27 protein-coding genes are annotated in these 25,466 nt (G+C 59.8%); 20 read left to right on the plus strand and 7 right to left on the minus strand.

Annotated features, from left to right (window positions below):
- Positions 1–1,035 carry an L-idonate 5-dehydrogenase gene (locus tag LJE98_RS09180; protein ID WP_229574852.1) on the minus strand — a complete coding sequence of 345 codons (1,035 nt, stop codon included), beginning with the start codon at positions 1,033–1,035 and terminating at the stop codon, positions 1–3.
- Positions 1,035–1,982: a 2-hydroxyacid dehydrogenase gene (locus LJE98_RS09185; protein WP_229574853.1), complete on the minus strand. Its 948-nt coding sequence runs from the start codon at positions 1,980–1,982 to the stop codon at positions 1,035–1,037. The genes LJE98_RS09180 and LJE98_RS09185 overlap by 1 nt, the downstream gene beginning before the upstream one ends.
- Before the next feature lie 95 nt (positions 1,983–2,077).
- Here LJE98_RS09185 and LJE98_RS09190 point away from each other — a divergent pair, with 95 nt between their 5' ends.
- Genes LJE98_RS09190 through LJE98_RS09210 form a run of 5 tightly spaced genes read left to right on the plus strand, consistent with a single transcriptional unit; the run spans position 2,078 to position 5,611 of the window.
- Positions 2,078–2,833, plus strand: coding sequence for an SDR family oxidoreductase (locus tag LJE98_RS09190; RefSeq protein ID WP_229574854.1), 756 nt, complete (start codon positions 2,078–2,080; stop codon positions 2,831–2,833).
- Positions 2,830–3,330, plus strand: a complete 501-nt coding sequence (locus tag LJE98_RS09195) for a gluconokinase (RefSeq protein ID WP_229574855.1) — start codon at positions 2,830–2,832, stop codon at positions 3,328–3,330. Before LJE98_RS09190 ends, LJE98_RS09195 begins: the two co-directional genes overlap by 4 nt.
- A complete protein-coding gene (locus tag LJE98_RS09200) occupies positions 3,323–4,210 on the plus strand; it encodes an NAD(P)-dependent oxidoreductase (RefSeq protein ID WP_229574857.1) in 888 nt (295 codons plus the stop codon). The genes LJE98_RS09195 and LJE98_RS09200 overlap by 8 nt, the downstream gene beginning before the upstream one ends.
- Positions 4,207–4,542 carry a hypothetical protein gene (locus LJE98_RS09205; protein WP_229574858.1) on the plus strand — a complete coding sequence of 112 codons (336 nt, stop codon included), beginning with the start codon at positions 4,207–4,209 and terminating at the stop codon, positions 4,540–4,542. Before LJE98_RS09200 ends, LJE98_RS09205 begins: the two co-directional genes overlap by 4 nt.
- Positions 4,543–4,594: 52 nt before the next feature.
- Positions 4,595–5,611 (plus strand): LacI family DNA-binding transcriptional regulator, encoded by a 1,017-nt coding sequence (locus tag LJE98_RS09210; RefSeq protein WP_229574859.1) that lies wholly within the window; start codon positions 4,595–4,597, stop codon positions 5,609–5,611.
- 55 nt (positions 5,612–5,666) lie between these two features.
- Here LJE98_RS09210 and LJE98_RS09215 read toward each other — a convergent pair whose 3' ends face one another.
- From LJE98_RS09215 to LJE98_RS09225, 3 genes are read right to left on the minus strand one after another with little or no spacing between them, the layout of a single operon-like run.
- The gene (locus LJE98_RS09215) at positions 5,667–6,641 is read right to left on the minus strand and encodes a DctP family TRAP transporter solute-binding subunit (protein ID WP_229574860.1); all 975 of its coding nucleotides are present in this window, start codon (positions 6,639–6,641) and stop codon (positions 5,667–5,669) included.
- 26 nt (positions 6,642–6,667) lie between these two features.
- A complete protein-coding gene (locus tag LJE98_RS09220; RefSeq protein ID WP_229574861.1) occupies positions 6,668–7,948 on the minus strand; it encodes a TRAP transporter large permease subunit in 1,281 nt (426 codons plus the stop codon).
- A complete protein-coding gene (locus LJE98_RS09225; protein ID WP_229574862.1) occupies positions 7,945–8,436 on the minus strand; it encodes a TRAP transporter small permease in 492 nt (163 codons plus the stop codon). The genes LJE98_RS09220 and LJE98_RS09225 overlap by 4 nt, the downstream gene beginning before the upstream one ends.
- Before the next feature lie 82 nt (positions 8,437–8,518).
- Here LJE98_RS09225 and LJE98_RS09230 point away from each other — a divergent pair, with 82 nt between their 5' ends.
- The 7 genes from LJE98_RS09230 to LJE98_RS09260 all read left to right on the plus strand — a co-directional run bounded on the left by LJE98_RS09230 (position 8,519) and on the right by LJE98_RS09260 (position 13,800).
- Positions 8,519–9,550 carry a LacI family DNA-binding transcriptional regulator gene (locus tag LJE98_RS09230; protein ID WP_267498973.1) on the plus strand — a complete coding sequence of 344 codons (1,032 nt, stop codon included), beginning with the start codon at positions 8,519–8,521 and terminating at the stop codon, positions 9,548–9,550.
- Between the two features lie 176 nt (positions 9,551–9,726).
- Positions 9,727–10,020, plus strand: a complete 294-nt coding sequence (locus LJE98_RS09235; RefSeq protein ID WP_229574865.1) for a DUF2218 domain-containing protein — start codon at positions 9,727–9,729, stop codon at positions 10,018–10,020.
- A 228-nt stretch (positions 10,021–10,248) separates the two neighbouring features.
- Positions 10,249–10,746, plus strand: a complete 498-nt coding sequence (locus LJE98_RS09240) for a nuclear transport factor 2 family protein (RefSeq protein WP_229574866.1) — start codon at positions 10,249–10,251, stop codon at positions 10,744–10,746.
- A 58-nt stretch (positions 10,747–10,804) separates the two neighbouring features.
- Positions 10,805–11,194: a hypothetical protein gene (locus LJE98_RS09245; RefSeq protein ID WP_229574868.1), complete on the plus strand. Its 390-nt coding sequence runs from the start codon at positions 10,805–10,807 to the stop codon at positions 11,192–11,194.
- A 31-nt stretch (positions 11,195–11,225) separates the two neighbouring features.
- On the plus strand, positions 11,226–12,071 hold the full coding sequence (locus LJE98_RS09250; RefSeq protein WP_229574869.1) for an NAD(P)H-binding protein: 846 nt from the start codon (positions 11,226–11,228) through the stop codon (positions 12,069–12,071).
- A gap of 87 nt (positions 12,072–12,158) precedes the next feature.
- Positions 12,159–12,767, plus strand: a complete 609-nt coding sequence (locus tag LJE98_RS09255; protein ID WP_229574870.1) for a sulfite oxidase heme-binding subunit YedZ — start codon at positions 12,159–12,161, stop codon at positions 12,765–12,767.
- 148 nt (positions 12,768–12,915) lie between these two features.
- Entirely contained in the window at positions 12,916–13,800 is an 885-nt protein-coding gene (locus LJE98_RS09260; RefSeq protein ID WP_229574871.1) for a LysR family transcriptional regulator, read from the plus strand.
- 109 nt (positions 13,801–13,909) lie between these two features.
- Here LJE98_RS09260 and LJE98_RS09265 read toward each other — a convergent pair whose 3' ends face one another.
- The gene (locus tag LJE98_RS09265) at positions 13,910–15,892 is read right to left on the minus strand and encodes a putative bifunctional diguanylate cyclase/phosphodiesterase (RefSeq protein ID WP_229574873.1); all 1,983 of its coding nucleotides are present in this window, start codon (positions 15,890–15,892) and stop codon (positions 13,910–13,912) included.
- Between the two features lie 511 nt (positions 15,893–16,403).
- On the opposite strand from LJE98_RS09265, the gene LJE98_RS09270 reads away from it, so the two are divergent.
- The gene (locus tag LJE98_RS09270) at positions 16,404–17,045 is read left to right on the plus strand and encodes a PEBP family protein (protein WP_229574874.1); all 642 of its coding nucleotides are present in this window, start codon (positions 16,404–16,406) and stop codon (positions 17,043–17,045) included.
- Between the two features lie 76 nt (positions 17,046–17,121).
- A complete protein-coding gene (locus tag LJE98_RS09275; protein ID WP_229574876.1) occupies positions 17,122–18,129 on the plus strand; it encodes a YHYH protein in 1,008 nt (335 codons plus the stop codon).
- A gap of 378 nt (positions 18,130–18,507) precedes the next feature.
- On the opposite strand, the gene LJE98_RS09280 is transcribed toward LJE98_RS09275, so the two are convergent.
- The gene (locus tag LJE98_RS09280) at positions 18,508–19,071 is read right to left on the minus strand and encodes a carboxymuconolactone decarboxylase family protein (protein ID WP_229574877.1); all 564 of its coding nucleotides are present in this window, start codon (positions 19,069–19,071) and stop codon (positions 18,508–18,510) included.
- 135 nt (positions 19,072–19,206) lie between these two features.
- On the opposite strand from LJE98_RS09280, the gene LJE98_RS09285 reads away from it, so the two are divergent.
- The 6 genes from LJE98_RS09285 to LJE98_RS09310 all read left to right on the plus strand — a co-directional run bounded on the left by LJE98_RS09285 (position 19,207) and on the right by LJE98_RS09310 (position 25,425).
- Positions 19,207–19,872, plus strand: a complete 666-nt coding sequence (locus LJE98_RS09285) for a TetR/AcrR family transcriptional regulator (RefSeq protein WP_229574878.1) — start codon at positions 19,207–19,209, stop codon at positions 19,870–19,872.
- Positions 19,873–20,090: 218 nt separating this feature from the next.
- Positions 20,091–21,488, plus strand: coding sequence for an ATP-binding protein (locus LJE98_RS09290; RefSeq protein ID WP_229574880.1), 1,398 nt, complete (start codon positions 20,091–20,093; stop codon positions 21,486–21,488).
- Entirely contained in the window at positions 21,485–22,165 is a 681-nt protein-coding gene (locus tag LJE98_RS20230; protein WP_229574881.1) for a response regulator, read from the plus strand. Before LJE98_RS09290 ends, LJE98_RS20230 begins: the two co-directional genes overlap by 4 nt.
- 173 nt (positions 22,166–22,338) lie before the next feature.
- Positions 22,339–23,505: a YHYH protein gene (locus LJE98_RS09300; RefSeq protein WP_229574883.1), complete on the plus strand. Its 1,167-nt coding sequence runs from the start codon at positions 22,339–22,341 to the stop codon at positions 23,503–23,505.
- A gap of 26 nt (positions 23,506–23,531) precedes the next feature.
- Positions 23,532–24,725, plus strand: a complete 1,194-nt coding sequence (locus LJE98_RS09305) for a DUF1566 domain-containing protein (protein ID WP_229574884.1) — start codon at positions 23,532–23,534, stop codon at positions 24,723–24,725.
- Between the two features lie 58 nt (positions 24,726–24,783).
- A complete protein-coding gene (locus LJE98_RS09310) occupies positions 24,784–25,425 on the plus strand; it encodes a PEBP family protein (protein ID WP_229574885.1) in 642 nt (213 codons plus the stop codon).
- The last annotated feature ends 41 nt before the right edge of the window (positions 25,426–25,466 follow it).

The raw sequence follows: 25,466 nt of genomic DNA on the forward strand, positions 1-25,466 counted from the left end.
TCAGGCCGAAAAGTCGATCTGCGCCTTCATCGCCTGGCTCCGGTCCGAGGCGAGCAGGAAGCCCTTCTCGGCCTCGGCCAGCGATACAGTATGTGTGATCAGCGGCTTCACGTCGATGAGCCCCTTGCGCATCAGTTCCACACCGGTCGCAAACTCCTGATGAAAGCGAAAGGAGCCACGCAGTTCGAGTTCCTTGGCCGTGATCGCCATCATCGGCAGTGTCATGTCGCCACCCAGGCCAAGCTGGAGGATAATCCCACGCGGCCTCAGGGCAGGAATGGCGCCGGCAAGGGCTGCTGCTACACCCGTGCATTCGTAGAGCACATCGAAGGTGCCCTTGTCCTCCGCATAGGAAGACAGAGCGTCCGGCTCCTTCGCCGTGTTGATCACCCTGTCAGCCCCGACCTTGGCCGCCAGCGCCAGAGTGAAATCGGAAAGATCGGTCGCGACAATCTCTGCCGCACCGGCCCGACGCGCCGAAAGGATCGAGAGCACGCCAATCGGTCCGCAACCGGTGACGAGAACCCGCTTGCCGAAGAGACTGCCCGCCCGTGTTGTGGCATGCAGGGTGACGGCCAGCGGCTCGGCCATGGCAGCTTCGCCCGAGGAAAGGCCCGTGGCATCGACGCATTGATAGGCGTCTGCCACCAGGCTTTCTCGGAAAGCGCCCTGGATGTGGGGGAACGGCATGGCACTGCCATAAAAGCGCATGTTCAGGCACTGGTTCTGCAGGCCTTCTGCACAAAACCGGCAGTGACCGCAGGGCCGCGAGGGAGAAACGGCGACGAGCTGTCCGATTTTAAAACCCGAAACGCCGGGACCGATCGCCTCGACCCTGGCCGAAACCTCGTGTCCGAGGATCATGGGCTCGCGCAGACGCACAGCCCCGAAACCGCCGTGATTGAAGTAGTGCAGGTCGGAGCCGCAGATTCCGCCCGTCGCCAGGCTCAGTCGCAACTGGCCTGCCTGGGCTTCTTCAACCGGACGATCTTCAATCCGCAGATCACGGGCGGCATGAATGACAATGGCTTTCATCAGAGCACCGGAGTAAGGAGGGTTTCACCGGCGAAATGCGCGGTGAGATTGTCACGGACGAGCTTGCCCATGGCCTGGCGCGTTTCCAACGTACCGCTGGCATGATGCGGCTGAAGCAGTACGTTCGGCAAGGTGAGAAAGCGTGGATTGAGGTTGGGCTCGCCCTCGAAGACATCGAGCGCAGCAGACCCGAGTTTACCCGCCTCGAGAGCATCGAGCAGAGCGTCCTCATCGATGTTGGAGGCGCGGCTGATATTGATCAGCATACCCTCTGGCCCCAGCGCCTCGATCACGTCTCGCCCGACGATGTGCCGGGTCACAGCGGAGGCCGCCAGTGTGACAAAGAGGAAGTCGGAGCGGGCAGCCAGTGCCACGGGGTCGGCGATAAATTCCCAATCCCCGGCAAAATCCTTGGCTGAAACATCGCTATAGGCGATCTCCATGTCGAAACCGGCGAGACGTTTGGCAACCTCATAGCCGATCCGCCCGAGACCGAGCACCCCTGCCCTGCGTCCCCAGACCCTGCGCTTCAGCGGATAGAGGCCCTTCGCCGCCCAGGACCCGTCCTTGACCCAGGTCTCGGCGCCGATCATCCCGCGCGACTGGACGAGCATCATTGCGACCCCGAGATCGGCGACGTCGTTGGTCAACACGTCGGGCGTGTTCGTCACCCGGATCCCGCGCTCGCGGCAGACAGTCAGATCGACAGCATCAAAGCCGACGCCATAGACCGAAATGACTTCGAGATTGGGGCAGGCCGCAATGATGGCAGCATTCGCACCGAGTTCGCCGCGGGTTGCAATACCGCGGATTTTCGGACCGACTTCGGCCAGAAAGCCTGCTTTGTCTGTGGCCTCGAAATAGCGGTGCATGTGGAAGTTTTGCTCCAGCGGAACCTGGTCCCAGTCCGGATAGGGTCCCATCTGAAGAATGTCGGGCTTGGTCATGGTGTCTCCCCAAGAATGCTTGACTTTCGATTGTTATCGATAACATATACAAATCAAACACCGCTTGTCGAGAGCGAAAACAGAAGGAGTAAGGCGTGGCACTGAACCTGTTCGACCTGAAGGGCAAACGCGCCCTGATCACGGGATCTTCGCAAGGGATCGGCTTTGCGCTGGCAGAAGGCCTGCGGGCGGCTGGCGCCGACATCATCCTGAACGGGCGTGACGCGGCGAAACTGAAAGATGCGGCCGCCCGGATCGAGGGCGCTGACACGCTGGCATTCGACGCGACCGACCATGAGGCCGTGCGCGCTGCCGTTGATGTCTACGAGACGTCCGGCAAGGCGATCGACATCCTGGTCAACAATGCCGGCATGCAGCATCGTGCGCCGCTTGAAGACTTCCCCGCAGATGCTTTCGAGCGCCTGCTGCAGACCAACATCGCCAGCGTCTTTCATGTCGGACAGGCTGTCGCCCGCCACATGATCGCCCGCGGACGCGGCAAGATCATCAACATCGCAAGCGTCCAGACTGCCCTCGCCCGCCCCTCCATTGCCCCCTACACCGCCACCAAGGGTGCGGTCGGCAACCTGACCAAGGGCATGGCCACCGATTGGGCAAAATACGGCCTGAACTGCAACGCGATTGCGCCCGGTTATTTCGACACGCCGCTGAATGCGGCCCTGGTTGCAGACCCGACATTCTCGGCCTGGCTGGAAAAACGCACACCGGCCGGCCGCTGGGGCAAGGTCGAGGAATTGCAGGGCGCCTGCGTCTTCCTCGCCTCCGACGCGTCCAGCTTCGTCAACGGACATATCCTCTATGTCGACGGCGGGATCACGGCATCGCTATGAGCTTGCGCCTCGTCATCATGGGTGTCGCGGGTTGCGGCAAGTCGACCGTTGGCGCGGCCTTGTCCGAACAACTCGACATTCCCTACCAGGACGGCGACGACCTCCACAGCGCCGAAGCGGTTCGAAAGATGAGCTCGGGAACACCGCTTGCCGATGACGATCGCTGGCCCTGGCTCGACCGGATTGCCGAAACCTTGAGGAACGAGGCGCCGCTTATCATCGGATGCTCGGCGCTTCGACGGGCCTATCGTGACCGGATCCGTGCGGGCGCCGGGGGAGACGTCACATTCGTCCATCTCGCAGGAGACCGCGACCTCATCGCATCCCGCATGGCATCACGCGCCGGCCACTACATGCCCTTGTCACTGCTCGACAGCCAGTTCGCCACCTTGGAACGACCGGGGTCCGACGAGGCAATCGAAGTGGCGATTGAACAACCAATGGAAGCCATCGTCGGACAGGTCCTGTCCACGCTCGGAGGAAGCCGCAATGACTGACAAAATCGCCCTGATCGGTGCCGGCGCCATGGGCGGCGCAATCGGCGCACGCCTCGCCGAAACAGGAACGGATCTGATTGTCTACGATCGCGATCCGGAAAAGATTGCCGCGCTCGTTGCAAAAGGGGCTGTGGCGGCCTCGTCCGCTGCTGAGGCCGCAAGCCAGGCCAAGGCCGTGATCCTCTCGCTCAATTCCGCGGCCATCGTCCGCGCCGCCGTCTTCGGGCCACAGGGCGTTGCGGACGGCGCCAAGCCGGGCACGCTGATCATCGACATGTCGTCGATAGACCCCGAGACCACCAAGGCGCTCGCAACGGAAGGCGCGACCCATGGCTTGCGCTGGGTGGACAGCCCGCTCTCCGGCGGAATCCCTAAGGCAGCGATCGGCCAGCTCACCCTGATGCAGGGCGGCGCGCAAGGCGATGTGGAGCAAACGCAGGGCATCCTGTCGAAGCTTGCTGGCAACCAGACCCACATGGGTGGCCCGGGTGCCGGGCAGACCACCAAGATGATCAACCAGGTCCTCTGCGGCCTTGGCTTCCTTGCAGTCGCGGAGGCAACCGCCCTCGCCGAAGCAGCTGGTGTCGATGTCGAGAAGATCCCGCAGGCGCTGAAAGGTGGCCGGGCCGACAGCGCGCTGCTGCAGGAATACATGCCGCGTTTCGCCACCAGGGATTATCGCCGCACCGGCCGCATCGATAACATGGTCAAGGACCTGAATGCCGCCCAGGACCTGGCAAGACTGAGCAACACCTCGATGCCGCTCACCGCGATCTGCGCCGAAGTCCACCGCATGCTGACGGCCGCCGGCCTCGGCGGCGAAGACCAGGCCGCACTGATGGAATATTTCAAGGGACCCAACAAGGAGCTTGCCCCATGATCACCCGCTACGCACTTTTCGATGGCCAGATTAACGAAGGTCAGTCCGAGGCGTTTCGCGCCGCCGTGCTCGCCGAGATCCTGCCGAAATGGCGGGCCTTCCCCGGCGCTCTTTCTGTCCGCGTCACCTTTGCGGAAAGCCGCGATGAAGGCGCACCGGAATATCCCATGATCCTCGCCATCAGCTATCCCGATCTGCCGAGCGTTGACGCTGCCCTTGCAAGTCCCATTCGCAGCGAGGCAAGAGCCGCGACCGAGTCCGTACTGGCACGATTTTTTACCGGAAAGATCCATCATCACGTCACAACGGCGCACGAATACGAACCCGTGTGAGGCCTTGTCGGCGAGACTGGATTTTCACCAGAGATAACGATAACAAAGTGGTATGAGCACGCCCCGCAAAGCACCGACCATGGCCGATGTCGCCCGCCTCGCGGGCGTCTCGCCCATGACGGTCAGCCGAGCGTTCAAGCGTGACTCCTCGGTAAGCGATGCGACACGCAGCGCGATCCTGGAAGCAGCCGATAACCTTGGCTATGTCTTCGACAGCACCGCCTCGAACCTGCGTTCACAGCGCACGGATTTTGTCGCCGTCACGATCCCGTCGATCAACAATGCGAACTTCGCCGATACCGTAAGGGGTTTGTCGGACGGGCTGAAGGAACGCGGCCTGCAGATCCTGCTCGGCTACACCGATTACGACATTCAGGAAGAAGAACGGCTGGTCGAGCAGTTGCTCCGCCGCCGCCCGGAAGCGATCGTCGTCACCGGCGGCCGCCACACGCCGCGCACCCGGCGTCTGCTGGAAAATGCAGGCATCCCTGTCATCGAGACCTGGGATCTGCCCGACGATCCTGTCGGCCATGTCGTCGGCTTCTCCAACGCAGCCGCAGTTCGCACCATGGTCGACCACTTCGTGTCAGCCAAGATCACAAGGATTGCCTTCATCGGCGGCGATGCCGATCGCGACACCCGCGGCACCGATCGCCGCGCCGGCTTCATCGCGGCCATGCAGGCCCACGGCCTGGACGCCGACCGGCTGATCGCAGCGGGAACACCGCCGATCTCCATGAGAGAGGGCGCCGATGCCATGGGCCGATTGCACGACACGCTTCCGGACACACAGGCCGTCATCTGCGTATCCGACCTATCCGCCTTTGGCGCCCTGACGGAATGCCAGAGGCGCGGCATCGATGTGCCCGGGCAGATGGCCGTCGCCGGTTTTGGCGACTACGAGATCGCCGGGATCTGCGTGCCGTCGCTGACCACGATCAACCCCCAGCCGCGCGAGATCGGCAAACGCGCCGCCGATCTCATCCTCGAAGTGCTCGATGGCAGGCAGACAGATCCCGCGACCATCGCCCTTGAACCCATTCTGATGCGTCGCCTGTCGAGCCCTTGATCCCATACAAAAAAGGGGCGCGTTGACCGCGCCCCTTTCATTTGCATTCAAGGCTTCACTTCTGGGTGGCAAGCACCGCGTTGACGACAGTGTCGCCATTCGCAGCGGTATAGCCATCCCAGACCGACTTGACCGCGGCCTGGAAGGCGGCAGCGTCGACATCCGTGTTGACCTCCATGCCGGCGGCCTGCAGCTCAGCGATCATCGACGCCTCTTTCTCCTGCGCCAGCTTGCGCTGCATGGCGACAGCCTCGGCAGCCACATCGAGGACCACCTTCTGCTCGTCGGCAGTCAGGCCGTTGAACTTGGCGTCGTTGATGGCGAGCGCGAGCGCGGAGTAAGCATGCTGCGTCATGCTCAGATACTTCTGCACTTCATTGAACTTGAACGACAGGACGATGCCGATCGGATGATCCTGTGCATCGACCACACCGGTCTCGAGTGCGGTGTAGAGTTCGGCGACCGGCAGCTGTGTCGGATTGGCGCCGAGGGCCGAGAACATGTCGTTCAGGGCCTTGGAGTTGTTGACGCGCATGTTGAGCCCGGAAACATCGGCCGGCACGCGGATCGGACCCCGATTGTTGGTCATGTTGCGGTAGCCGTTTTCCGGATAGCCGAGCATCTTCAGACCGTGCTGGGTGAACTGGGCGGATACTCCCTGCCCGACCTCGCCGTCGAGAACCTTGTAGGCAAGCTCACGGCTGGGGAACATGAAGGGCAGTTCGAAGGCGCCGGCATCCGGCACCAGGCCGGTCAGGTTGTTGAGACCGGTCATGACGATGTCGATGATGCCGGAACGGGCACCGTCGATCATTGCCTGGTCGTTGCCGAGCTGCCCCTGCGGGAAGATCGTCACCTTGACCGATCCGTTCGTGCGGGCCTCGACCTGCTCCTTGAAGAAGACGGAAAGGGTCTGTTGCAGATCGGTATCGGGGGCGGCATGGGCAAGTTTCAGTTCTGTCTCGGCATGAGCCGAAACGCCGGTGAAGGCGATTGCGGTTGCCAGTCCAAGCATTTTCAAGATTTTCATGTCAGGCTCCTCCCTGTTGTGAAGTCTCACCCGCCAAGGAATTTGGCGGGAACGGTGATGAGTTGTGGAAAGATGATGAATAGGCCGAGCAGCGTGGCATAGGCGAAGAGAAATGGCATCACGCCGCGCACCGCCACGCTCATTGGCACGCGTCCGACCCCGCAGATGACATTGAGCACCGTACCGACCGGGGGTGTCAGCAGTCCGATCGAGCAGTTGAGGATGAACATCAGTCCGAAATAGACCGGATCGATGCCCGCCATCTTCACCACCGGCATAAACAGCGGCACGAGGATCAGAACGGTTGGAGACAGGTCCATCACCATGCCGACCGCGAGCACGATCAGCATGATGACCAGCATCAGAAGGCGCGGACTGTCGATGAGGGGCTGGAGCATTACAGCCAGCTGTTGCGGCAGTTGGGCAACCGTGATCAGCCAGGCGGCGACCATGGCCGCACCCACGAGGAACATGACCATGGCGGTCGAACGCCCGGCCGTGACCAGCACTTCGAGCAGGATCTTCCAGGTGAGCGCACGATAGACAACTGTTGAAACAACAATCGCATAGACAGCGGCCACCACTGCGGCTTCGGTCGGCGTGAAGGCGCCGGAGCGTATGCCACCGATGATGATGACCGGCAGGAGCAGCGCCCAGATACCATCTTTCAGGGCTGCAAGCCGTTCCTTGCCACTCGCCTTCGGCAGTGTCTCGATCTGCTCCTTGCGCATGATGAAGGACCAGACCGCCATGAGCGTTACGCCCATCATCATCCCTGGCGCGATGCCGGCCATGAACAGCTTGGCAATGGAGATATTGCCGGCAACGCCGATGAGGATCAGCGGCAAGGATGGTGGAATGATCGGCGCGATGATCCCGCCCGAGGCCAGCAATCCCAGACTGCGGCCTTCCGGATAGCCGGCCTTGCGCATCATGGGATAGAGGATCGCAACCAGGGCCGCGGCATCCGCGACGGCCGAGCCGGATAGCCCGGCCAGAACGATCGCGGTCAGGATGGCGACGTAGCCGAGGCCGCCGCGCTTGTGGCCGACAAGCGTCATGGCGAGCCGGACGATCCGCTCCGAAAGCCCACCCTTGGACATGACTTCGCCAGCCACGAGGAAGAAGGGGATGGCAAGCAGCGGAAAGCTGTCCACGCCGTTGATCAGCCCCTGCGCCAGGATATCCGGGCTGAACGTGCCCAGATGCAGCATGAGTGCCATGGCAGAAAGCAGGAGGGCAAAGGCGACGGGAAGACCGGCAAGGATTGCGACAAACAAAACGCCGAGGAACAGGATGAGTGTCATTCCTTGGTATCCTCCGGAAGGCGGGCATCAACGCTCATCGGATCGATGAAACGAACAACGGCGATCGAGGCCATCAGAACGGCCGAAACGACGCCAGCGAGATAAAAGAGGCCGGACGGAAGGCCCGTGAGCGGAGACAGGTTGTTCCAGTTCGCGATCGTCTGATTGAGCGCACCGATGAACAGCATTCCGACAGCGACGAGCACCACGACCCAGCAAATGCGGCGCAAGATCGGCACCGCCCTTGGCATCAGGGATTCGGAGAATTCGGCGACGGCGAGATGCTCGCCACGGCGCAAGACCACCGCGGCTCCCAGCATGACGACCCAGACGAACCACAGTCGGGCCAACTCGACGGATTGACGTATGCCCGACGAAAAGCCGTAGCGCAGGACCACATTGGCAAAGACGAGAGCGATCATGGCCGCGAGGATGACAGCCATCAGGATGTCGATCATCGACCAGATTGCCCGGATCAGACGTCGCATGAAATCCTCCTCCCCGAAGACTCGTTGCGTTGAACCCATCATTGGGTTATCGTTAACCCAATTTGGTATCGATAACATTGCCATGAGTCAAGCCCCACATTTCCCTCGCACGATCACAATCGCCGATGTGGCCAAAGCCGCAGGCGTCAGCAGCATGACAGTCTCGAAGGTCCTGCGTGGAACGGGGCGCATTGCGACAGAGACGCGTGCCCGCGTCACGCAGATCGCCGAAGAACTGGGTTATGTACCCAACCGGCTGGCAGGCTCGCTCTCGTCACAGACGAGTTCCCTGATCGGCATCGTCATCCCCTCCATTGGTGACCAGGTGTATACCGGCGTGCTGGCCGGAATAAACGAGGTTCTGAACGGTCGGGGCTATACGGCCTTCATCGGTGAGAGCTTTTTCGATCCCGAGATCGAGTTGCGTATCGTGCACATGATGCTGACGATGAAACCGGCCGCGTTGATCCTCACGGGAGGGCTGGCGCGTGACGAGCGCACAATACGTCTACTGCGCCGCTCCGGCATCCGCGCCGTGCATCTCTGGGACGGCGACCATCCGGATCTCGACGCGACGGTCGGCCTGTCCCATCGGACAGCAGGCCAGTTGGCGGCCCGGGTCTTCCTCCAGGCAGGCCTCACCCGTTGCGCCTATATCGGAGCGCAACTCAACCGGGATCTCTGTGCGGCCTGCCGGCTGGATGGATATTCGGACGCGCTGTCGACAGCCAATGCGACCTTGCAGTGCCTGACGGACGCTCACCTGTCGCGGACGGCGGAAAGCGGATACGAACTAACCAAAAGACTGCTTGAGCAAGGCGAGCCCCCGCAAGCCATCCACTACCTCAATGACGCCATGGCGATTGGCGGCCTGCGCTTCCTGAGCGAGGCGTCGATTACCGTTCCCCAAGCCGTCTCGGTCAATGGTTTCAACGGCACAGCGCTGCCCCATTCTCTCTCGACCAGACTGACGACCATCGAAGTACCGCTCATGGAGGTCGGCCGCAGGGCCGCCACCGCGGCCCTCACCCGCCCGCCGACGGATGCCGAGGCAACGGTCGACCTGATCGACATTTCACTGACCATTGGGAATACGACAGTATCCCGTCCCTGATCGCACAGGCCCGCGCCGGTCACACTTTAGTCTCCGTCACCCTCGGGAGACAGAAACCATGCGCGCGTACGCACGCAGATTGTTCTGCCTAGCCGAACTGTTATTTCCGAAAAAGATGGATACCCGGAACAGTGCGGCACGGATAGATATTCCTGGCGACACGAGAGAACACGACCATGAAGGCGAGCACTTACTTCACCACGGAAAATGCCCAGCGCTATCTGGGCACGCTTTGCAAGCATTTCGGTCACAAGGTGCCGGTAACCCATGAAACGGCTTCCGGCCGGATCGAACTGCCATTCGGACAGTGCGACCTGCGCACAGATGAGGCGGGACTGATGCTGATCGCCACCGCTAGCGACCGACCGCAGCTCGACAAGACCATTGAGGTTATGTCCGGCCATCTGGACCGGTTTGCCTTTCGCGAGAACCCGGAACTGACATGGACGTTCGAGGGCGCGGAGGCCTGAACCCGGCCATCTGTCCCCTGATCGCCCCAAGCCATGCCCCAGCGCGCGTCCTCCCTGGACCGTGTCAGAGGGAGCATGCCCATGGCCAACAAATTGGAGACGATTTGAAACGCAACCACATCCCGGGATCAGCTGCGACTGTCACGACCCGCCGCACCGAAGCCGGGACATTTCGACCGAAACAGCCGTTGCGGGCCAACGCCGCAGCGCGCGCCACAGGAGCAGACAATGAATCGCAGAACTCTTTTGACCACTTCGCTGGGCGCATCGCTCGCGATCATCCTTGGACAACATGCTGGAGCACAGGACATGGACCAACAGACAAAGACAAGCTTTGACACCGTCATGGGCTTCATGGGCGCGATGGGATCGGGCGACATGGAGAAGATGAATGCGCTGATGGCCGATGACATGGTCTGGCACAATGAGGGCGACACGACCATCCCATGGGTCCACGGTGGCATTCAAGGCAAAGAGGCAATCTTTGATTTCCTCGGCGTCTTCGGCGCAGGGCTTCAGACAACCAAGTGGGAAAACACCGATGCCTTTGCCTCGGGTGACACTGTCGCGGTCTTCGGCGCCATGAACGGCATCACCACCCATTCCGGCAAGGCAATCGGGGACTTCAGCTTCGCTTTGCGTGCCAAGGTCCGCGACGGGCAAGTGGTGCTCTGGCACTGGTTCGAGGACAGCTTCGCACTCAGCAAAGCCTATCACACCGCGTAATCGACAATCAGAGGCACCGGGGAAAACGCCGGCCCTCTCGATCTTGAGGCACTCAACAATGCTCAAAAAACCCTACCTCATATCCCGGGTTCTGATCGGCCTGATGGCCTTGATCATGCTGGGGGCCACCCTGATGGCCTATGGCAACCCGACCTCGAACCCCGGGTTGATCAATCTGGCCGGTCCAGCTCTGTCGCTTGGGCAGACGGCGGGCGCCTTCCTGGGTCGCCAGATGACGGTCATCATCATCGCGCTGATTGGCGCATTTACGGGGGTTCGCCACTTGGTGATGATCGGCGGTTTTGGCATGATGTTCATGAACGGCCACGACGCCATCCTGATGGGTCTGGTGGGCGGCGCAGATGTGCGTATCGCGGCAATCGCGGGACTGCTCTTCGCTGTCTTGGGCGCGATTTCCATTGTGCTCGTCTGGCGCAAACCGGCGTGACGGCAAGTTCACCCCACCGGAGGATCCCGACATGACAATCGCCGTTGCGGCAGTATCGGGCCAACTAGGGTCCACCATCGCGCGCAGCCTGATGGCCCGCCAGACCGGAACTCCAATCATCGGCCTTGCCCGGTCTCCCGACAAGGTTCGGATTGAGGGGATCGAAGTCAGGCAAGGGGACTATACCGACAGGGAGGCGATGGTTCGGGCCCTGTCAGGCGTCGACACGCTTATGATGGTGTCGTTGAACACACCGCCCAGCATCCGCACAGGCCAACACCAATCCGCGATTGCGGCGGCCAAGGAGGCAGGTGTCAGGCGCGTCGTGTACACGAGTATGCAAGGCGCCGAAACGGGCACGGCCTTTTCGCCGGTGATCCAGAGCAACCGTCAGACCGAGGCTGATCTCAGGGCCAGTGGCATGGAATGGACGCTCGGCCGCAACGGCATCTACATTGAGCCGGATGTCGCCTATGTCGACAATTATGTTCGCTCCGGCTGCATCGAAAACTCGGCGGCCGAGGGCCGCTGCGGATACACAACCCGCCCGGAATTGGCCGAAGCCTACGCCAGTATGCTGCTGGATGATCGGCACAATGGCCAAACCTACAATCTGCATGGCCCGTTGCTGACCCAGGCAGAACTGGCGACCCATTTGAACACGGCCTTCGACACCCATCTGACCTATCGGTCCCTCTCGGTGGAAGAATACCACGCGGACAGGGTTGCCGAGCTTGGCGACATGATGGGAACGATCATCGCCGGCATATACGAAGGCATACGGTGCGGGGCAATGGACCGTCCGAGCGACTTCGAGGCCGCAGCAGGACGTCCGCACCAGGCCTGGGAGGACTATTTCGCAACCTTGCGCGCCTGACCAAGACGCACACGCTGCACCGCGGCGTGTAGCGGCAGAAACAACGATCCGGCCGCCCGGCCGACCCTTATTCGAAAGGCGACAGACATGCTGTCACGATTCTCTCCTTACTGGCTCTGGGCGCTGATGGCGCTGCCGGGCGTCGCGATCCTCGCAAGCATTCTTGGCGCAACAGACGCCGAGACCACGCGGACGGCCATTCATGAGGGGCTGCATCCCACCGGTGAATTTGCGGCACGCTTCATGATCATCGCCATGCTGGCCTCGCCGCTGGCCCTGGTCTTCAAGGGCTGGCGCGGCCCCAACTGGCTCAGGAAGAACCGCCGTTACTTCGGCGTCGCGGCCTTTGCCTATGCGCTGGCGCACACGGTCCTCTATCTGATCGACCTTGGCGCCGTACCGAAGATCGTGGCCGATCTGCCCAAGCTCTACATCTGGACCGGCTGGATCGCCTTCCTGATCTTTGTGCCCTTGGCCATTACCTCGTCGGATTATTTCGTTCGCAGGATGGGCCGGACCTGGAAGACGCTTCAACGCACGACCTATGCCGCGGCGGTGCTGACCCTGTTGCACTGGGGCGCACTGCACGACTGGGGCGGTCTTGGTCCGGCGCTGGTCCACTTCGTACCGCTCGGACTGCTGGAGGCTTACCGTATCTGGTACTGGTACCTGCGCCCAAGGCCGCAAACCGCCTGAGCGCTTCACCAGTGACCGCAGTAGGGGCGTACTCACTCCGGGCCCGCATGGGGCCTCGGATGGAAGTGTCCCGAGCTTCACTCTGGCCGAAGGCAAATAATTCGGATATTGACGGGTTTCAGGATGCAATGGTTGGCCAGGCAGAACAATGATTGATCAGCTGAGGCAAATGGCAATTTTTGCGCGGGTCGTCGACGAAGGCTCGTTTCGGGCCGCAGCGAAAGACATCGGCTTGTCCCCGTCGCGGGTCAGCGAAACGGTCTCGGATCTGGAGCACTATCTTGGTGTAACGCTGCTAAACCGCACGACCCGCAAGATTGCCCTGACCAACGAGGGCCGTATGTTCCATAGCCGCGTCGTGGAGATGTTGCGCAGCGCCGAAGCCGGCTTGAACGAATTGAACGCGCTCTCGCTCGAGCCCGTGGGCGCATTGCGCATTTCGCTGCCCGCCTTCCTGTCCGGTGGCCCCCTGACCTCCGCAATCGCCTCATTCACCAAGCTACACCCCAACGTCGCCTTTTCGGTTGTCTACAGCGACAGTCGGCTCGGTCTGGTCGACGACGGCTTTGACATGAACGTGCGCGTCGGCTGGCTCGACGATAGTTCTATGATGTCGCGTAAGCTGGGAGACGGCCAACGCGTGCTCGTCGCCGGCGCTGGCTATGCAGCCAGCAGAGCAGCACCTCAGCGGCCAGGGGATCTCGAAGACTGGGACTGGATCCGCTACAAGAACAGGTCCGACACAACGACCCTCACCAGCCCCAAGGGCAAGGAAGAGAGCGTCACCGGACATTCTCAGATCGAGGTCGACAGCATCGATGCGCTGTATCATCTCGCGATCCAGGATGTCGGCGTAACGATCTTGCCGTCATTCCTGGCTGAACGGGGCGAAGCGACAGGCGCACTGGTACGTCTTCTGCCCGATTGGACATTGCGCCCACTTGGGATTTACGCCGTCTGGCCTGATAAATCCCGACGCGAGAGCCTGACGCTGTTGTTTGTCAGATATCTGGCCGAGCAGGACATCTACTAAGCGAACGGGCCGCGATGAAGATGTCCGGCGGCAAACTGGAGAGCCATCCCCAATCCCGTAGCGGTAGGCGTGACGCCCGCAATCCGTGACGATTTCAAATCGTCATCCTTCAGGCAGACTGGATCGGCAATCCCGTTTGATTTGCGTTTGACTGCTGCTGATCCCGGATGAGCTGGCCTGCATCCTCACCGCTCATGGGCCGGCCGAACAGGAACCCCTGGATCAGGTCAGGCTCGAGGCCTGCAAGAACAGCCATCTCCTCTTGGGTCTCGACGCCTTCAAGCACACACCGCAAGTTGAGCTTGGAGCATAGGGCAATGATGGCGGCCACAATTTCACGCGATATGATGCTGTGGGGAACCTTGCGAACGAAACTCCTGTCGATCTTGACCTTGTCGAGCGGAAGCTGGTCGAGATACTCGAAGCTCGAATAGCCAGAGCCAAAATCATCGAGTGCGACCCTGCAGCCGCTGCTTCTCAGCCTGTCAAGAACGGTGCTGGCTGTTGCCAGGTCAGACATGACAGCCGTTTCCGTGATCTCGAATTCCAGACGGCTTGGCGAAACCTCCTCCTTCATGATCTGAGCGAGAAGAGAAAGGACAAAGGCCTGGTCCGAAATGTCCCGTGCCGAAAGATTGAAGGACAAGCTGATGTCGTCGGGCCATTTTTTCAGCTCCGCCAATCCCTTGCGGAACAGGATGGCTGTTACTTTCTGGATAAAGCCGGAGCGTTCGGCCACGCGAATGAAGTCGTTGGGACTGACGAGCCCAAGCCTTGGGTTGTGCCAGCGGGCCAGCGCTTCGAAACTGATGACGCGCTTCTTGCTCGGCGAATATTGTGGCTGAAACAGAAGGACGAGCTCCTGTTCGAGGTTGCCCTCACGCAACTCCCGTTCGATGGCGATGGTGTTCTTCATCTCCTCGCTGTCGGTGGCATCGAAAAAGATGCATTGTCCGCGGAACCGGGCCTTGCCCTTGTAGAGAGCAAAGTCGGCCTGTTCGTAGATCTGCGTACTGTTCGTTCCCATGTCTGGAAAATGAGAGAAACCCGCCGTAGCGCCCACTGAGAGTGACTGATTGTCGATCACATAGGGGGCCGTGATCGCTTTGATCCACCTGCCGGCAAGCTCCCTGACCTGCAGTTCTGTGACGCCGCCGGGAAGAATGGCGGCAAATTCGTCACCACCGATCCGGCCAATCATGCCGCCTTCGCAAGAGAGTTCCTCCATGGCCCGCGCGACCGATGCGCGCAACAGACGGTCGCCCATCGAATGGCCGTACACATCGTTGATACCCTTGAAGCCGTCGAGATCGAATATTCCCAGCCAGAACGGCGTATCTTGCTCGATGAGATGGTCGATCTTTTCGAAAACGGCGCGCCTGTTGGGTATGCCGGTCAGCATGTCGGCATCGGCAAGCGCCTGCGCCTTGACTGTCAGTTCATCGGCAAACAATCGCGCATCGATTTGACGAATGATCGCGTGCCGGAGCAACCCCGTCATGCTGACGGAAGCGAAAGCTGTCGCAACGACGATGGAGGCGTACTCTGCGTGGAGGTCGCTCGGAAGAGACGTGGAGAACAGGTAGAGAGTCCCCAATGTCAGTGGAACGCTGATCATCACCGTGCGCGTCGTTGCGCCGGTGATCGCGAAAATGAATGCCAGCAGCACGAAGTATATGTAACGCGGCTGTACGTTGTAGACGAGAAGGTAACTCAACAGGTTGAGGTACATGAAAAGGTGCATGGCCAGGTTATGCATTTCGAGCCTGGCCAGAGATAGTGTCCGGTTTTTCGTCAGAAGTTTGTGAAACAGGTAGAAGCTGAAAGCCGTCGTCATGCTGATGAAGGAGAAAACGGCCAGCATGAAGCCGGTCTGCGTCTGCGAGTGCTCCCAGGTGACGAATAGGTAGTAACCGCAGGCAGGGATCAGGATAGGCCGCAGGATCGGGATATAGGCATCAACCATTGCCTGCTGCCGCACAGGGTCGCTCGACAGCCTGAACTGGTCGAGCAGTGTGGCGATTTTCATGGAGAGAGCTTTTTTAGCCCCTCCCAATCCATATCCTCGGTGCTCTACTCGGGACGAACGCACAGATTATTCTCATCTCTTCATTTGCCAGTATGGCGTGCCACAGCGATGCGGCCCAGCTTCTCGTCAGAAGTTGGGGTATATATCAGCGGGATTTAAAACAGGTTTACGGCAAACCCCGTTGGGGGCGGCGCTCTATGCTTCAGTTGGCTTACTGTAACTCCCGAGGCGATTGTCACGCGACGGGCCAAGGCATTTCCATCTGTACGGGGAGCCCTGCTTTCATCGGCAACTGAGGATGTTCCGAGAGCAACAACCCCGCCTCATGGAGATCTGAAATCGTCTTCACCTCGCAGAGGCACTGGCCTCACGCGATCGGCGGTTCGGGAATTCTCAGTGGCGACCGGCCGGACACCGGACACGCGCCGCCGTTTGGCAACTCAGTCGTGGTCGAGAATATCCAGGAGGAAAGAGCGCAAGAACCTTACCAATTTGTAAGTTCAGCTTGCCCCCCTGCACTTCTATAGAGAATGCAAGACGCGGCCTCGCGCCCAGAAAAACAAGGAAAACGATAATGCGCTTCAGCCTCGTAGTACTGACGTCTTGCCTGGCCCTCACCAGCGCGGCCCAAGCCGAAACCTTCTCGGTCGACATCTGGGCGGACAACTGGTTCTCCATGAGCGTCAATGGGCAGCAGGTCGCTGAAGACAGCGTACCGATCACAACCGAACGGTCCTTCAACGCCGAGAGCTTTGTCTTCGAGGCCGAGCGGCCCTTCGTCATCGGCCTGACGCTGAAGGACTTCAAGGAAAACGATACGGGCCTTGAATATATCGGCAGCCGTCGTCAGCAGATGGGCGATGGCGGAGCTATCATGCAGGTTCACGATGCCGATGGCGAACTCGTATCGGTATCGAATTCGGACTGGCAATGCCTCGTCGTTCACAGGGCGCCGCTTGATGCGACTTGCGCCGAGGAAAGCGACCCTGTGGCCGGCGAAGGGGCCTGTAAATTCGAGATCAGCGAAGAACCCGAAAACTGGGATACCGCAGAATTCGACGCCACGGGCTGGAGTGCTGCAACCGAGCATAGCGCCCGTGAAGTTAGCCCAAAGGACGGCTATGACAAAATCGACTGGGCGCCGTCCGCCAAGCTGATTTGGGGACCGGACCTGAAGACGGACAACACAGTCCTTTGCCGTCTGACTGTCGAGTAATCCCCGTCCCTCGTGACGACCTTGGGCTCCTCCGGGTGCCGGCATACCGCCGGCGACCTATCCGAAAGGATATCGTGTGAAACATCTCTCTTCCGTCAAAAGCCTTGGCCCACTTGCTGTTTTTCTTCAGTCTGCCGCGTTCTCTGCAATCCCTGCGCAGGCCCACGAAGACAAGTCCCATGATGCAAAGGCGCATTGCGAAGCAGTTATGACCTCGGTCGAAAAAGCCGGTTTTGCAGATACGGTAACGGTGACCTGTGAGGACGACCGCGCGATCATCTCCTCCGACACCTATCCTGCTCATGAGTTGATGACCGGAATTGTCGGCACGAACGAACAGGTGCCGCTCCCCGCCAAAAAATATGATGCGCCAATCCCGTTGAAACCAGTGCTGGGCGACACGCCGCAAACGCGCGACGCGGCACTTGGAGTGGCTGTCAATGGCGTTCCGATTTTCGACTATACCGGCGGCGGCGAGATGACAGAGAAAGACCTTCATCATCACCAGACCGAGCACGACACCTATCTGACCCAGCAGCTCGACATCTGCGGTGGCCATGCGGGTCGCGGGGATGACTATCACTACCACATGAAACCCGTCTGCATGATCGCGCAGATGGAAAACGCGGGCAATGATGCCATCATCGGCTGGGCCTTCGATGGTTTCCCGATCTATGGTGACAACAACCCCGACGGAACACCTGTTGTCGAGGGCATGCTGGATGTCTGCAATGGTCAAACGGACCAGACATATGGCTATCGCTACCACACCTCCAAACATGCCCCATATATCATCCAATGCCTGATGGGGGAGGTTGGTGACCTGCGCGAACTGCCACGCACCGCTCCGCTGACCAGCGCTGCCACAGGACAGACGGTCGAGCCGGGGCAGCCTCCGGCCGGGGGCGTCGAGAACCTGATCTTCACCCAAGACAAGAACGGTAGCCGCAGCATGGATTACAGTTACCACGGTGAAGACTATTACATCCGCTACAGCCCTTCTGGCACCGAGAACTGCTACAATTTCGAGACCAAAACCGTCACCAATGACGGCGAGATCCAAACCGGCGAGTTCTGCCGATAAGGTCGCCACTCCCTGTCTTGGCGATCAAGGATTCTCTCGAGGCAAGGCGACATCGCGGGACCACCCACAGCAGAGCCACCTTTCAAGCTCACGAGTACGGCCTCCCAGAATGGGGACCGTCTCCCTGCCCGCATGGAATACGTGCAGGATGGAAGCGATGGCAGCTCCCCACAACCGTGGCGCGCGCGCCCAGAGAAGGCAGCAGTCCACGACGATGGGGTCGCGGACTGCATAAGCTCAAACTGCCCGGCGGCGCGTGTTCCGGTCAACCCGTGGCACGCGCACCGCCTGTCGCCGAGTGGCACAAAATTGGAGCTGCCGTTCGCAATCTCGGCTCCAAAGGCACACCAATCAGGTGTTCGTCTGGCAAGGATCGACTCAACGCTTTGAGACGGGGGTCCAGCTGTACTTTTCGAAGGGCGCATCGACCGGCGTTTTTGCGATATGGTTGGTGTAGTTGCTCATCAGTTTCTGCGCCAGACCGAGAATAACCTCCAGGACTTGCTGATCCCCGTATCCCTCGGCATAGAATGCATCCATCTGCTCTTCGGTCGGGTTGCCACGGCTCTCCAACATTGCCAGCGTGAAGGTGCGCAAGGCCTCCAGCTTGGATGTCGGCAGAGGCGTTTCATCGCGCAGCGCGTTGGTCACTTCGTCGCTGACCTGCATTGCTTTTGCGATGCCTGTATGCGCTGGAACACAGTAGTGGCATTCATGGGCAACATTGATGGTTTGCCACACGACGGTCTTCTCCTCGGCATCGAACGAGGTCTCTTCCGCAAACAGGCGATGCAGGACCTGATAGCCGTCCAACAGCGCCGGCGCACCCGCCATGACAGCGTGCAAACCTGGCAAACGTCCAAATGCTTTCTTCGATTTCTCGATCAGCGGGATGGATGCAGCCGGCGCGTTGGTTTCATTGAGGCGTTCGAATCTGCTCATCTGATTTTCCTTCCGTTTCAAGTCCGTCGTCAATCTGCTCATTTTGAGTGATCGCTCAAGTTATTTTTGAGCGTTCGCTCAACAAATATTTGTGATAGTGCTGACAAGGTCATGGAGTTGGGATAGTTTGCGCTCATGTCACGCACTGCTTCATATGATCGCGCCGACGCGCTGCAGGCCGCGATGGAACTTTTCTGGGCCAAGGGCTACCACGACACGTCGATGAAAGATCTCGAACGGGCGCTGTCTCTCCGGCCCGGTTCGATCTATGCCGCCTTCCAGAGCAAGGAAGCACTTTTCCGCGAAGCGCTGGAGCGCTACTCCGCGCAAATGGAGGCCAACTTGCTTGCATTGGTGAATGACAGCCCCTCCCCGCTCATCGCCTTGCGGATGCATCTGATTTCATTGTCGGATCTCAGGCCAGCAGATCGCCCGTCGAGCGCCTGCATGCTCGTGAAATCGCTGCTCGAGGTACCAGGTGACGGCAAACTGCGGGACCTCATTCTAGGCCACCTGGACCAAATAGAGGGCGTAATTTCGAAGGTTTTACAGAAGGCTCAACTGGCGCGCGAGCTACCTGTAGACGCCGATCTGGATCGGCTGGCGATACGCATTCAGACTTATATTTTTGGCTTGAAGATACAGGCGCAGCGCCAGATCGATCCCCAAAAAATGCGGCTGCTTTGCCTCGATCTTGCCGAGGAATTGCACGCCCTGTCGCCCGATTGTGCCGCCATAACACCTCTGAGAACAGGCGAAACGCCGGTTTCCGCCGGGAAGATGGTCGTCACGGAGCGGTGAGCCAGGCCGCGCCCTCATTCAGCTCCCGGACAGGACGAAAACAAAAAGGCTCGGCGCATAAGGCCTCACAGTTCGAGACGTCTTGTGTCCGAAGACCACGTCACCACGCGCCCCTTAAGTCCAGCTCCGCGTGGAGACCGCTACTGGTGCACTGAACAGCCAGTCAGTTATGTGCATACTCGCTGCACGATCGCGCGCGATGAGGGAGTATGGACTGCTTGCGTACATCACTGACAACCAAGATCTTCCTGGCCATCGCGTCCACTTCGGTTCTGGTAATAGGCACAATGGCCATGCTGGTGGCGCTGTCCATGCGCGATGGCTTTTCCCAATATCTGCTGAGAGGTGAGATCGCTCGCTTCAACACATTGGCGCAGGAATTGGCACTGGCGCACGACCCGGCCGCACCGGGCTGGCCAGAACTTAAGGCAGAGGGCGAGGCTTGGAACGCCTTCGTCATCAAACATTTCAGACCGCCCGGCAATCCAGACGGAGATGACGTGAAGGCGGATCCCCTGATGATCGGCGACCGGTTAACGCTGCTGGATGCCCAAGGCGACCGCATTGCCGGTGCGACCGCACGCAGCGCGATTTACGAGCAACGTCCGATTTGCGTCGCCGCCGATTGCAAAGATGGCGCGCCGCTTGGCTATCTCCATCTGAATGCTCCCGAATTCTCCGACAGCACTTCGGATGGCTTCTTCATTCGAGGGCAATACACGTCGCTTGCGTTCTCCGCCTTGATCGCCCTGCTGCTTTCAGCCGCTGCGGCATTCTTGATCGCTCGCCAAATTCTTATTCCGATCAAACGCTTGGAAGTCGGAGCAAAGACCCTGGCATCCGGCGACTACAGCCAACGGATCGAAAAAGACCGGACAGATGAACTGGGCGATCTTATCGCCTATCACAATGCACTTGCCGAGACGCTGGCCAAGGCGTCCCAGGCTGAACGTGAATGGATGTCCAATACGTCACATGAGCTGCAGACGCCGCTTGCGGTGTTGCGTGCGCAGATTGAGGCATTGCAGGATGGTGTGCGTCAGCCCAACCAGGAAACGCTGGCCGAGATGCACGCTGCACAAATGCGGCTATCGCGACTGGTCCAGGACCTCAAGATCCTCACTCATTCCCGCGAGCCCGAGCATGTGGCCAGTTTCAATCAAGAGGATCTGGTCGACGTCGTAACCGACGCCGTGCGGGTCGCGCGCCCGATGCTCGAAACGGCCGGACTTGAAATCGACTGCGCATTTCCCGAAGCGCTGACACTCAAATGTGACCGAACGCGCATCTCGCAGGTGATCGACAATCTTTTGCAGAACGCCGCGAGATACACCGATCCGCCGGGCAGGATACGTTTGCGGATCTGGCACGCCAAGGGGTTCGCCCATGTATCAATTGAAGACACCCCACCAACGGTACCGGATGACGTGCTGCCGCGGCTGTTTGACCGCTTCTTCAGAGCCGAAGGCTCCCGTTCACGCGCGCTTGGCGGTTCGGGCCTCGGCCTTTCGGTCTGCGAGGCCATCGTTGAGGCACACGGGGGCAAGATCTCTGTTGCGACATCAGAACTGGGTGGCCTGAATGTGACCTTCACCCTGCCGGAGAGACGATCGTGACCAAGCCACATATCCTCATTGTCGAGGATGAGACCGCACTTGCCGAGGTAATGCGGGATTATCTGCTTTCTGACGGCATGTCAGTGGACATCCTGTCTACAGGCACCCATGCCGTGAAGACTGCTCTCGACGGGGCGCCCAACCTCATCATCCTCGATTTAATGCTGCCCGGCGTGGATGGCTTGACGATCTGTCGCGAACTGCGCCAAACCTCTGATGTCCCCATCATCATGACGACCGCCAGGGTCGAAGAGATCGACCGCCTCCTCGGGCTCGAACTGGGAGCCGACGATTATGTCTGCAAACCGTACTCTCCGCGCGAGCTCCTGGCGCGTGTGCGGGCGGTGTTGCGTCGACGCCCCACCGGTGAGCAGGTGGCATCCGAAGACCCAAAGTCGCGGCTGCAGATCGATTCTGAGAAATGGCGCGTCACCCTTGACGGCTCCGATCTGGACCTGACCCGCCGCGAGTTTTCGCTTATCGCCGCCCTGGCTGCACGCCCGGGTCGCGTGTTTTCGCGCGATCAGCTTCTCTCACTGGCATTTCCCGACGACACCGACGTCATTGACCGGACAATCGATAGTCATATTCGCAACATCCGTCGAAAATTCCATTCAAAGACAGACTGGGATCCGATCCGCTCTGTCTATGGTGTCGGCTATGCCTACGAGGACTGAAGCGACAGACGAGCGCTCCGCAGCACACAGGAATTGTGTCTGCATATTCCCTGCATACTCCTTCCATGCCCCGTCCCTGATAAGCTGGCATCACTCCGCCAATGACTACTGCAATTGGCGTTCCGGAAAGAGGCGTTTCCGGTACATAAAATACTCAAAAGAGAAGCCGCATCATGCCCAATGCCTTCAGGTTCATCTGGCTACCCATTCTGGTAGCCATGGGATTTCCAGCAAAGGTTTCCGCCCATACCCAAACAGGTGCCTTCCAAGAAACGGCCCTCCTTCGCGCGCCGGAAATTGTCGATTGCACTCTGGAAAACGGCGCCAGAACCAAGTGCCAGAAACTTACATTGGGATATTTGCCCGACGGATTGGAAATCGGACCATTCTGCCCGGCAACGGTCAATGATGCGGGTGGCCTTTGGGAGTGGACTGGCGAAAATGCGGGGCTTTACAGGATCGATGGAAACTTCCTGCGCATGCTCGACGGTCTTGGATATCGCTTCTTCGACGACGAAGGCCATGTTTACTCGGTCGACAATGCCACGGAGCGCCCCACGGTCGATCACGCCTGCATCAATGTCTCGCTGGATGAAAGCGTCGAGATCACGATGCTGCTGCCGGTCCAGCCCGTCATGGCTGACACACCAACGGCCCTAGGGGTCGTTTCAAAGGTCGGCGTCGCGCTGGATGGCGTGCCAATCTTTTCTGATGCGCCGCCAATTCAGGTGACGGGCCACATGCCTGCTCTGGACACCTGCGGCGGCCATGTCGATCCCGGCGGATGGTATCATTGGCACGGAACTTCGACAGATGTGGCAACTGTCTTCAAAGAGGAAAACATATCTGCCGATTGCGCAATCAAGCAGGACGCCAGCGCACATTTCGGATACGCCTTCGACGGCTTCCCGATGTACGGCTCGCTTGAGGCTGACGGATCAACCCCTGTGGGACTGGATGCTTGCGGTGGTCATGTTGGCACCACCGCAAATGGCAAAACCTATCATTACCATTCTTCGAAGGACTTCCCGAACCTGCCTGCCTGTCTGGTGGGTGTCGTGGCCGAACACAATTTCACGACAACGGCAACCGCCGGCATCGGCGCACAGCGCGCAGGCGAAGACAGACGCAACGAGCCCCCGCGTCCGAATGGCGGACCTGGTGGAATGGCCCCGGGCTTTGAAGATGCCGCCAAAACCCTGGGCGTCACGCCCGAGGCACTTCTCCATGCAATGAATGAAGCAGGCGGCCCGCGTGCCGACCTTGCCGCCGCAGCGGCGGCTCTGGGGATAGATGAGGCCACCTTGCGCAACGCCCTGCCACGGCCACCCCGCCCATAAAAGCGCTGAAATTGGAAGGACAGGACATGCTACGCCTCTCACACATCGCTCTATTTTTCGCCGTGTCGGCCGTCAATGCTCACGCTCAGGACATCACCTATCCGGTGGTCGACACAATGCAGGATAAGTGCTTCGACCTACTGGGCGACGAGGTTGCCTGCCCCGCGAAGGGTGAAGATCTTTTTGGCCAGGATGCGCAGTATTCCCGTGTTGAAGCGTCGTACACGGCCCAAGGCGACGGCACCGTTCTTGATAACAATACGGGTCTTGTCTGGGAAAAAACGCCGCAAGACGACCGCCTTCAGTATAGCGAGGCCCTGAGCTACTGCAGCGCTCTCGAGCTGGGCGGACGCGACAACTGGCGCGTACCCTCCATCAAGGAACTCTACTCGCTCGCCGATAACCGTGGCGAGTTGCTGAAGCCTGAGCAGGGCGAACCGACGCCTTACATTGACACCGAATACTTCGACTTTTCCTATCCCAAGGGGCATATGGCATTCGCTGGCCAATACTGGAGCAGCACCCTCTACGTGAAGGGGCCCGTTCAGAACGGTCGCAACCAAGCCGCGTTCGGCTTCAATTTCGCCGATGGACATATCAAGGCCTACGGCACGGGACTGGACTTTTATACTGGCGCCGCAGCCACCGGCGGATTGACCGGGGAAGACGGAAAAGCGCCCGGCAATTACGTGCGCTGCGTCTCGGGCCAGGAAGACGTCTACGGCATGAATGCCTTTTCAGACAATGGCGACGGCACCGTTAGCGACAGGGCCACGGGCCTGATGTGGCAAAAGGCCGACGACGGCACCCGCCGGGAATGGAAAGATGCACTTGCCTATTGTGAGGCGCTTGATCTGGGCGGCTACGACGACTGGCGACTGCCGACCTCCAAGGCCTTGCAAAGCATCGTCGACTACAAGCGCACTAGCTTCCCGGCCATCGACACCTCCGTGTTCACGATCACCGAAGATAATGAGACTCTGGACTTCTGGACGAGCACCACATTTGGCGATTGGAAGAACTACGCCAACGTCATCGCCTTCGGCAAGGCCCTGAGCAAAGCCGGCGATCAGACCGAATATAGCGATTGGCACGGCGCAGGTGCGCAACGCTCTTCGATCAAGACGATTGTTGGTCAGGAGACGACCGAGGATACAACCTGCTCGGTGAACGCCTGCGACTATAACCGATCTGACAATCTCGTGCGCTGTGTGCGCTGAACCAAAGCTTGCGGGCCACTCGATGGCCCGCTGTTTCGCAGGCTGAAAGGATACCGACATGAAGCGCTTTATCATCAGCTCTGTTCTGGCTGTCATCACTCCATCGATCGCCAGCACCGAGACTTTCTCTGCCGATGTCTGGGCCGATAACTGGTTCGAAGTGCGCATCGACGGCACTCAGGTTGCCGAAGACAGCGTGGCGATCACAACCGAACGGTCTTTCAATGCCGAAAGCTTTACCTTCGAGGCCGAGCGACCTTTCACCATCGGGCTTGTCGCAAAGGATTTCATCGAGAACGACACCGGCCTGGAATATATTGGGACCAGACGGCAGCAGATGGGTGACGGAGGAGTGATCGCGCAGATCAAGGATGCGTCAGGCAGCATCGTTGCAGTCACCAATGCCGACTGGCAGTGCCATGTCATTCACACCGCCCCGCTGGACAAGGCCTGCGAGAATGAAAGCGACCCGGTCGCCGGCGAGGGCGTTTGTGCCTTTGACATATCCGATGAGCCCGACAGCTGGGATCAGGCCGCATTCGATGCCTCGGACTGGCCTCGGGCCAGCGTTTACACATCCGAACAGGTCGACCCCAAACTCGGCTACAACGAGATCGACTGGTCTGAGGACGCGCAATTCATCTGGGGACCCGACCTTGAGCAAAGCAACACGATCCTGTGCCGCATAACCATCGAATAGGCACCCGATCAGACTTCCATATCACGCCAACACAGGGAAAC

This window comes from Rhizobium sp. 'Codium 1' (assembly GCF_020889605.1).
Classification (GTDB): Bacteria; Pseudomonadota; Alphaproteobacteria; order Rhizobiales; family Rhizobiaceae; genus Allorhizobium; species Allorhizobium algae.

Coding starts and splice junctions, on each gene's coding strand:
- LJE98_RS09180 (WP_229574852.1), bottom strand. CDS start 1,035: ATGAAAGCCATTGTCATTCATGCCGCCCGTGATCTGCGGATTGAAGAT.
- LJE98_RS09185 (WP_229574853.1), bottom strand. CDS start 1,982: ATGACCAAGCCCGACATTCTTCAGATGGGACCCTATCCGGACTGGGAC.
- LJE98_RS09195 (WP_229574855.1), top strand. CDS start 2,830: ATGAGCTTGCGCCTCGTCATCATGGGTGTCGCGGGTTGCGGCAAGTCG.
- LJE98_RS09200 (WP_229574857.1), top strand. CDS start 3,323: ATGACTGACAAAATCGCCCTGATCGGTGCCGGCGCCATGGGCGGCGCA.
- LJE98_RS09205 (WP_229574858.1), top strand. CDS start 4,207: ATGATCACCCGCTACGCACTTTTCGATGGCCAGATTAACGAAGGTCAG.
- LJE98_RS09210 (WP_229574859.1), top strand. CDS start 4,595: ATGAGCACGCCCCGCAAAGCACCGACCATGGCCGATGTCGCCCGCCTC.
- LJE98_RS09215 (WP_229574860.1), bottom strand. CDS start 6,641: ATGAAAATCTTGAAAATGCTTGGACTGGCAACCGCAATCGCCTTCACC.
- LJE98_RS09220 (WP_229574861.1), bottom strand. CDS start 7,948: ATGACACTCATCCTGTTCCTCGGCGTTTTGTTTGTCGCAATCCTTGCC.
- LJE98_RS09225 (WP_229574862.1), bottom strand. CDS start 8,436: ATGCGACGTCTGATCCGGGCAATCTGGTCGATGATCGACATCCTGATG.
- LJE98_RS09230 (WP_267498973.1), top strand. CDS start 8,519: ATGAGTCAAGCCCCACATTTCCCTCGCACGATCACAATCGCCGATGTG.
- LJE98_RS09235 (WP_229574865.1), top strand. CDS start 9,727: ATGAAGGCGAGCACTTACTTCACCACGGAAAATGCCCAGCGCTATCTG.
- LJE98_RS09240 (WP_229574866.1), top strand. CDS start 10,249: ATGAATCGCAGAACTCTTTTGACCACTTCGCTGGGCGCATCGCTCGCG.
- LJE98_RS09245 (WP_229574868.1), top strand. CDS start 10,805: ATGCTCAAAAAACCCTACCTCATATCCCGGGTTCTGATCGGCCTGATG.
- LJE98_RS09250 (WP_229574869.1), top strand. CDS start 11,226: ATGACAATCGCCGTTGCGGCAGTATCGGGCCAACTAGGGTCCACCATC.
- LJE98_RS09255 (WP_229574870.1), top strand. CDS start 12,159: ATGCTGTCACGATTCTCTCCTTACTGGCTCTGGGCGCTGATGGCGCTG.
- LJE98_RS09260 (WP_229574871.1), top strand. CDS start 12,916: ATGATTGATCAGCTGAGGCAAATGGCAATTTTTGCGCGGGTCGTCGAC.
- LJE98_RS09270 (WP_229574874.1), top strand. CDS start 16,404: ATGCGCTTCAGCCTCGTAGTACTGACGTCTTGCCTGGCCCTCACCAGC.
- LJE98_RS09280 (WP_229574877.1), bottom strand. CDS start 19,071: ATGAGCAGATTCGAACGCCTCAATGAAACCAACGCGCCGGCTGCATCC.
- LJE98_RS09285 (WP_229574878.1), top strand. CDS start 19,207: ATGTCACGCACTGCTTCATATGATCGCGCCGACGCGCTGCAGGCCGCG.
- LJE98_RS09300 (WP_229574883.1), top strand. CDS start 22,339: ATGCCCAATGCCTTCAGGTTCATCTGGCTACCCATTCTGGTAGCCATG.
- LJE98_RS09305 (WP_229574884.1), top strand. CDS start 23,532: ATGCTACGCCTCTCACACATCGCTCTATTTTTCGCCGTGTCGGCCGTC.
- LJE98_RS09310 (WP_229574885.1), top strand. CDS start 24,784: ATGAAGCGCTTTATCATCAGCTCTGTTCTGGCTGTCATCACTCCATCG.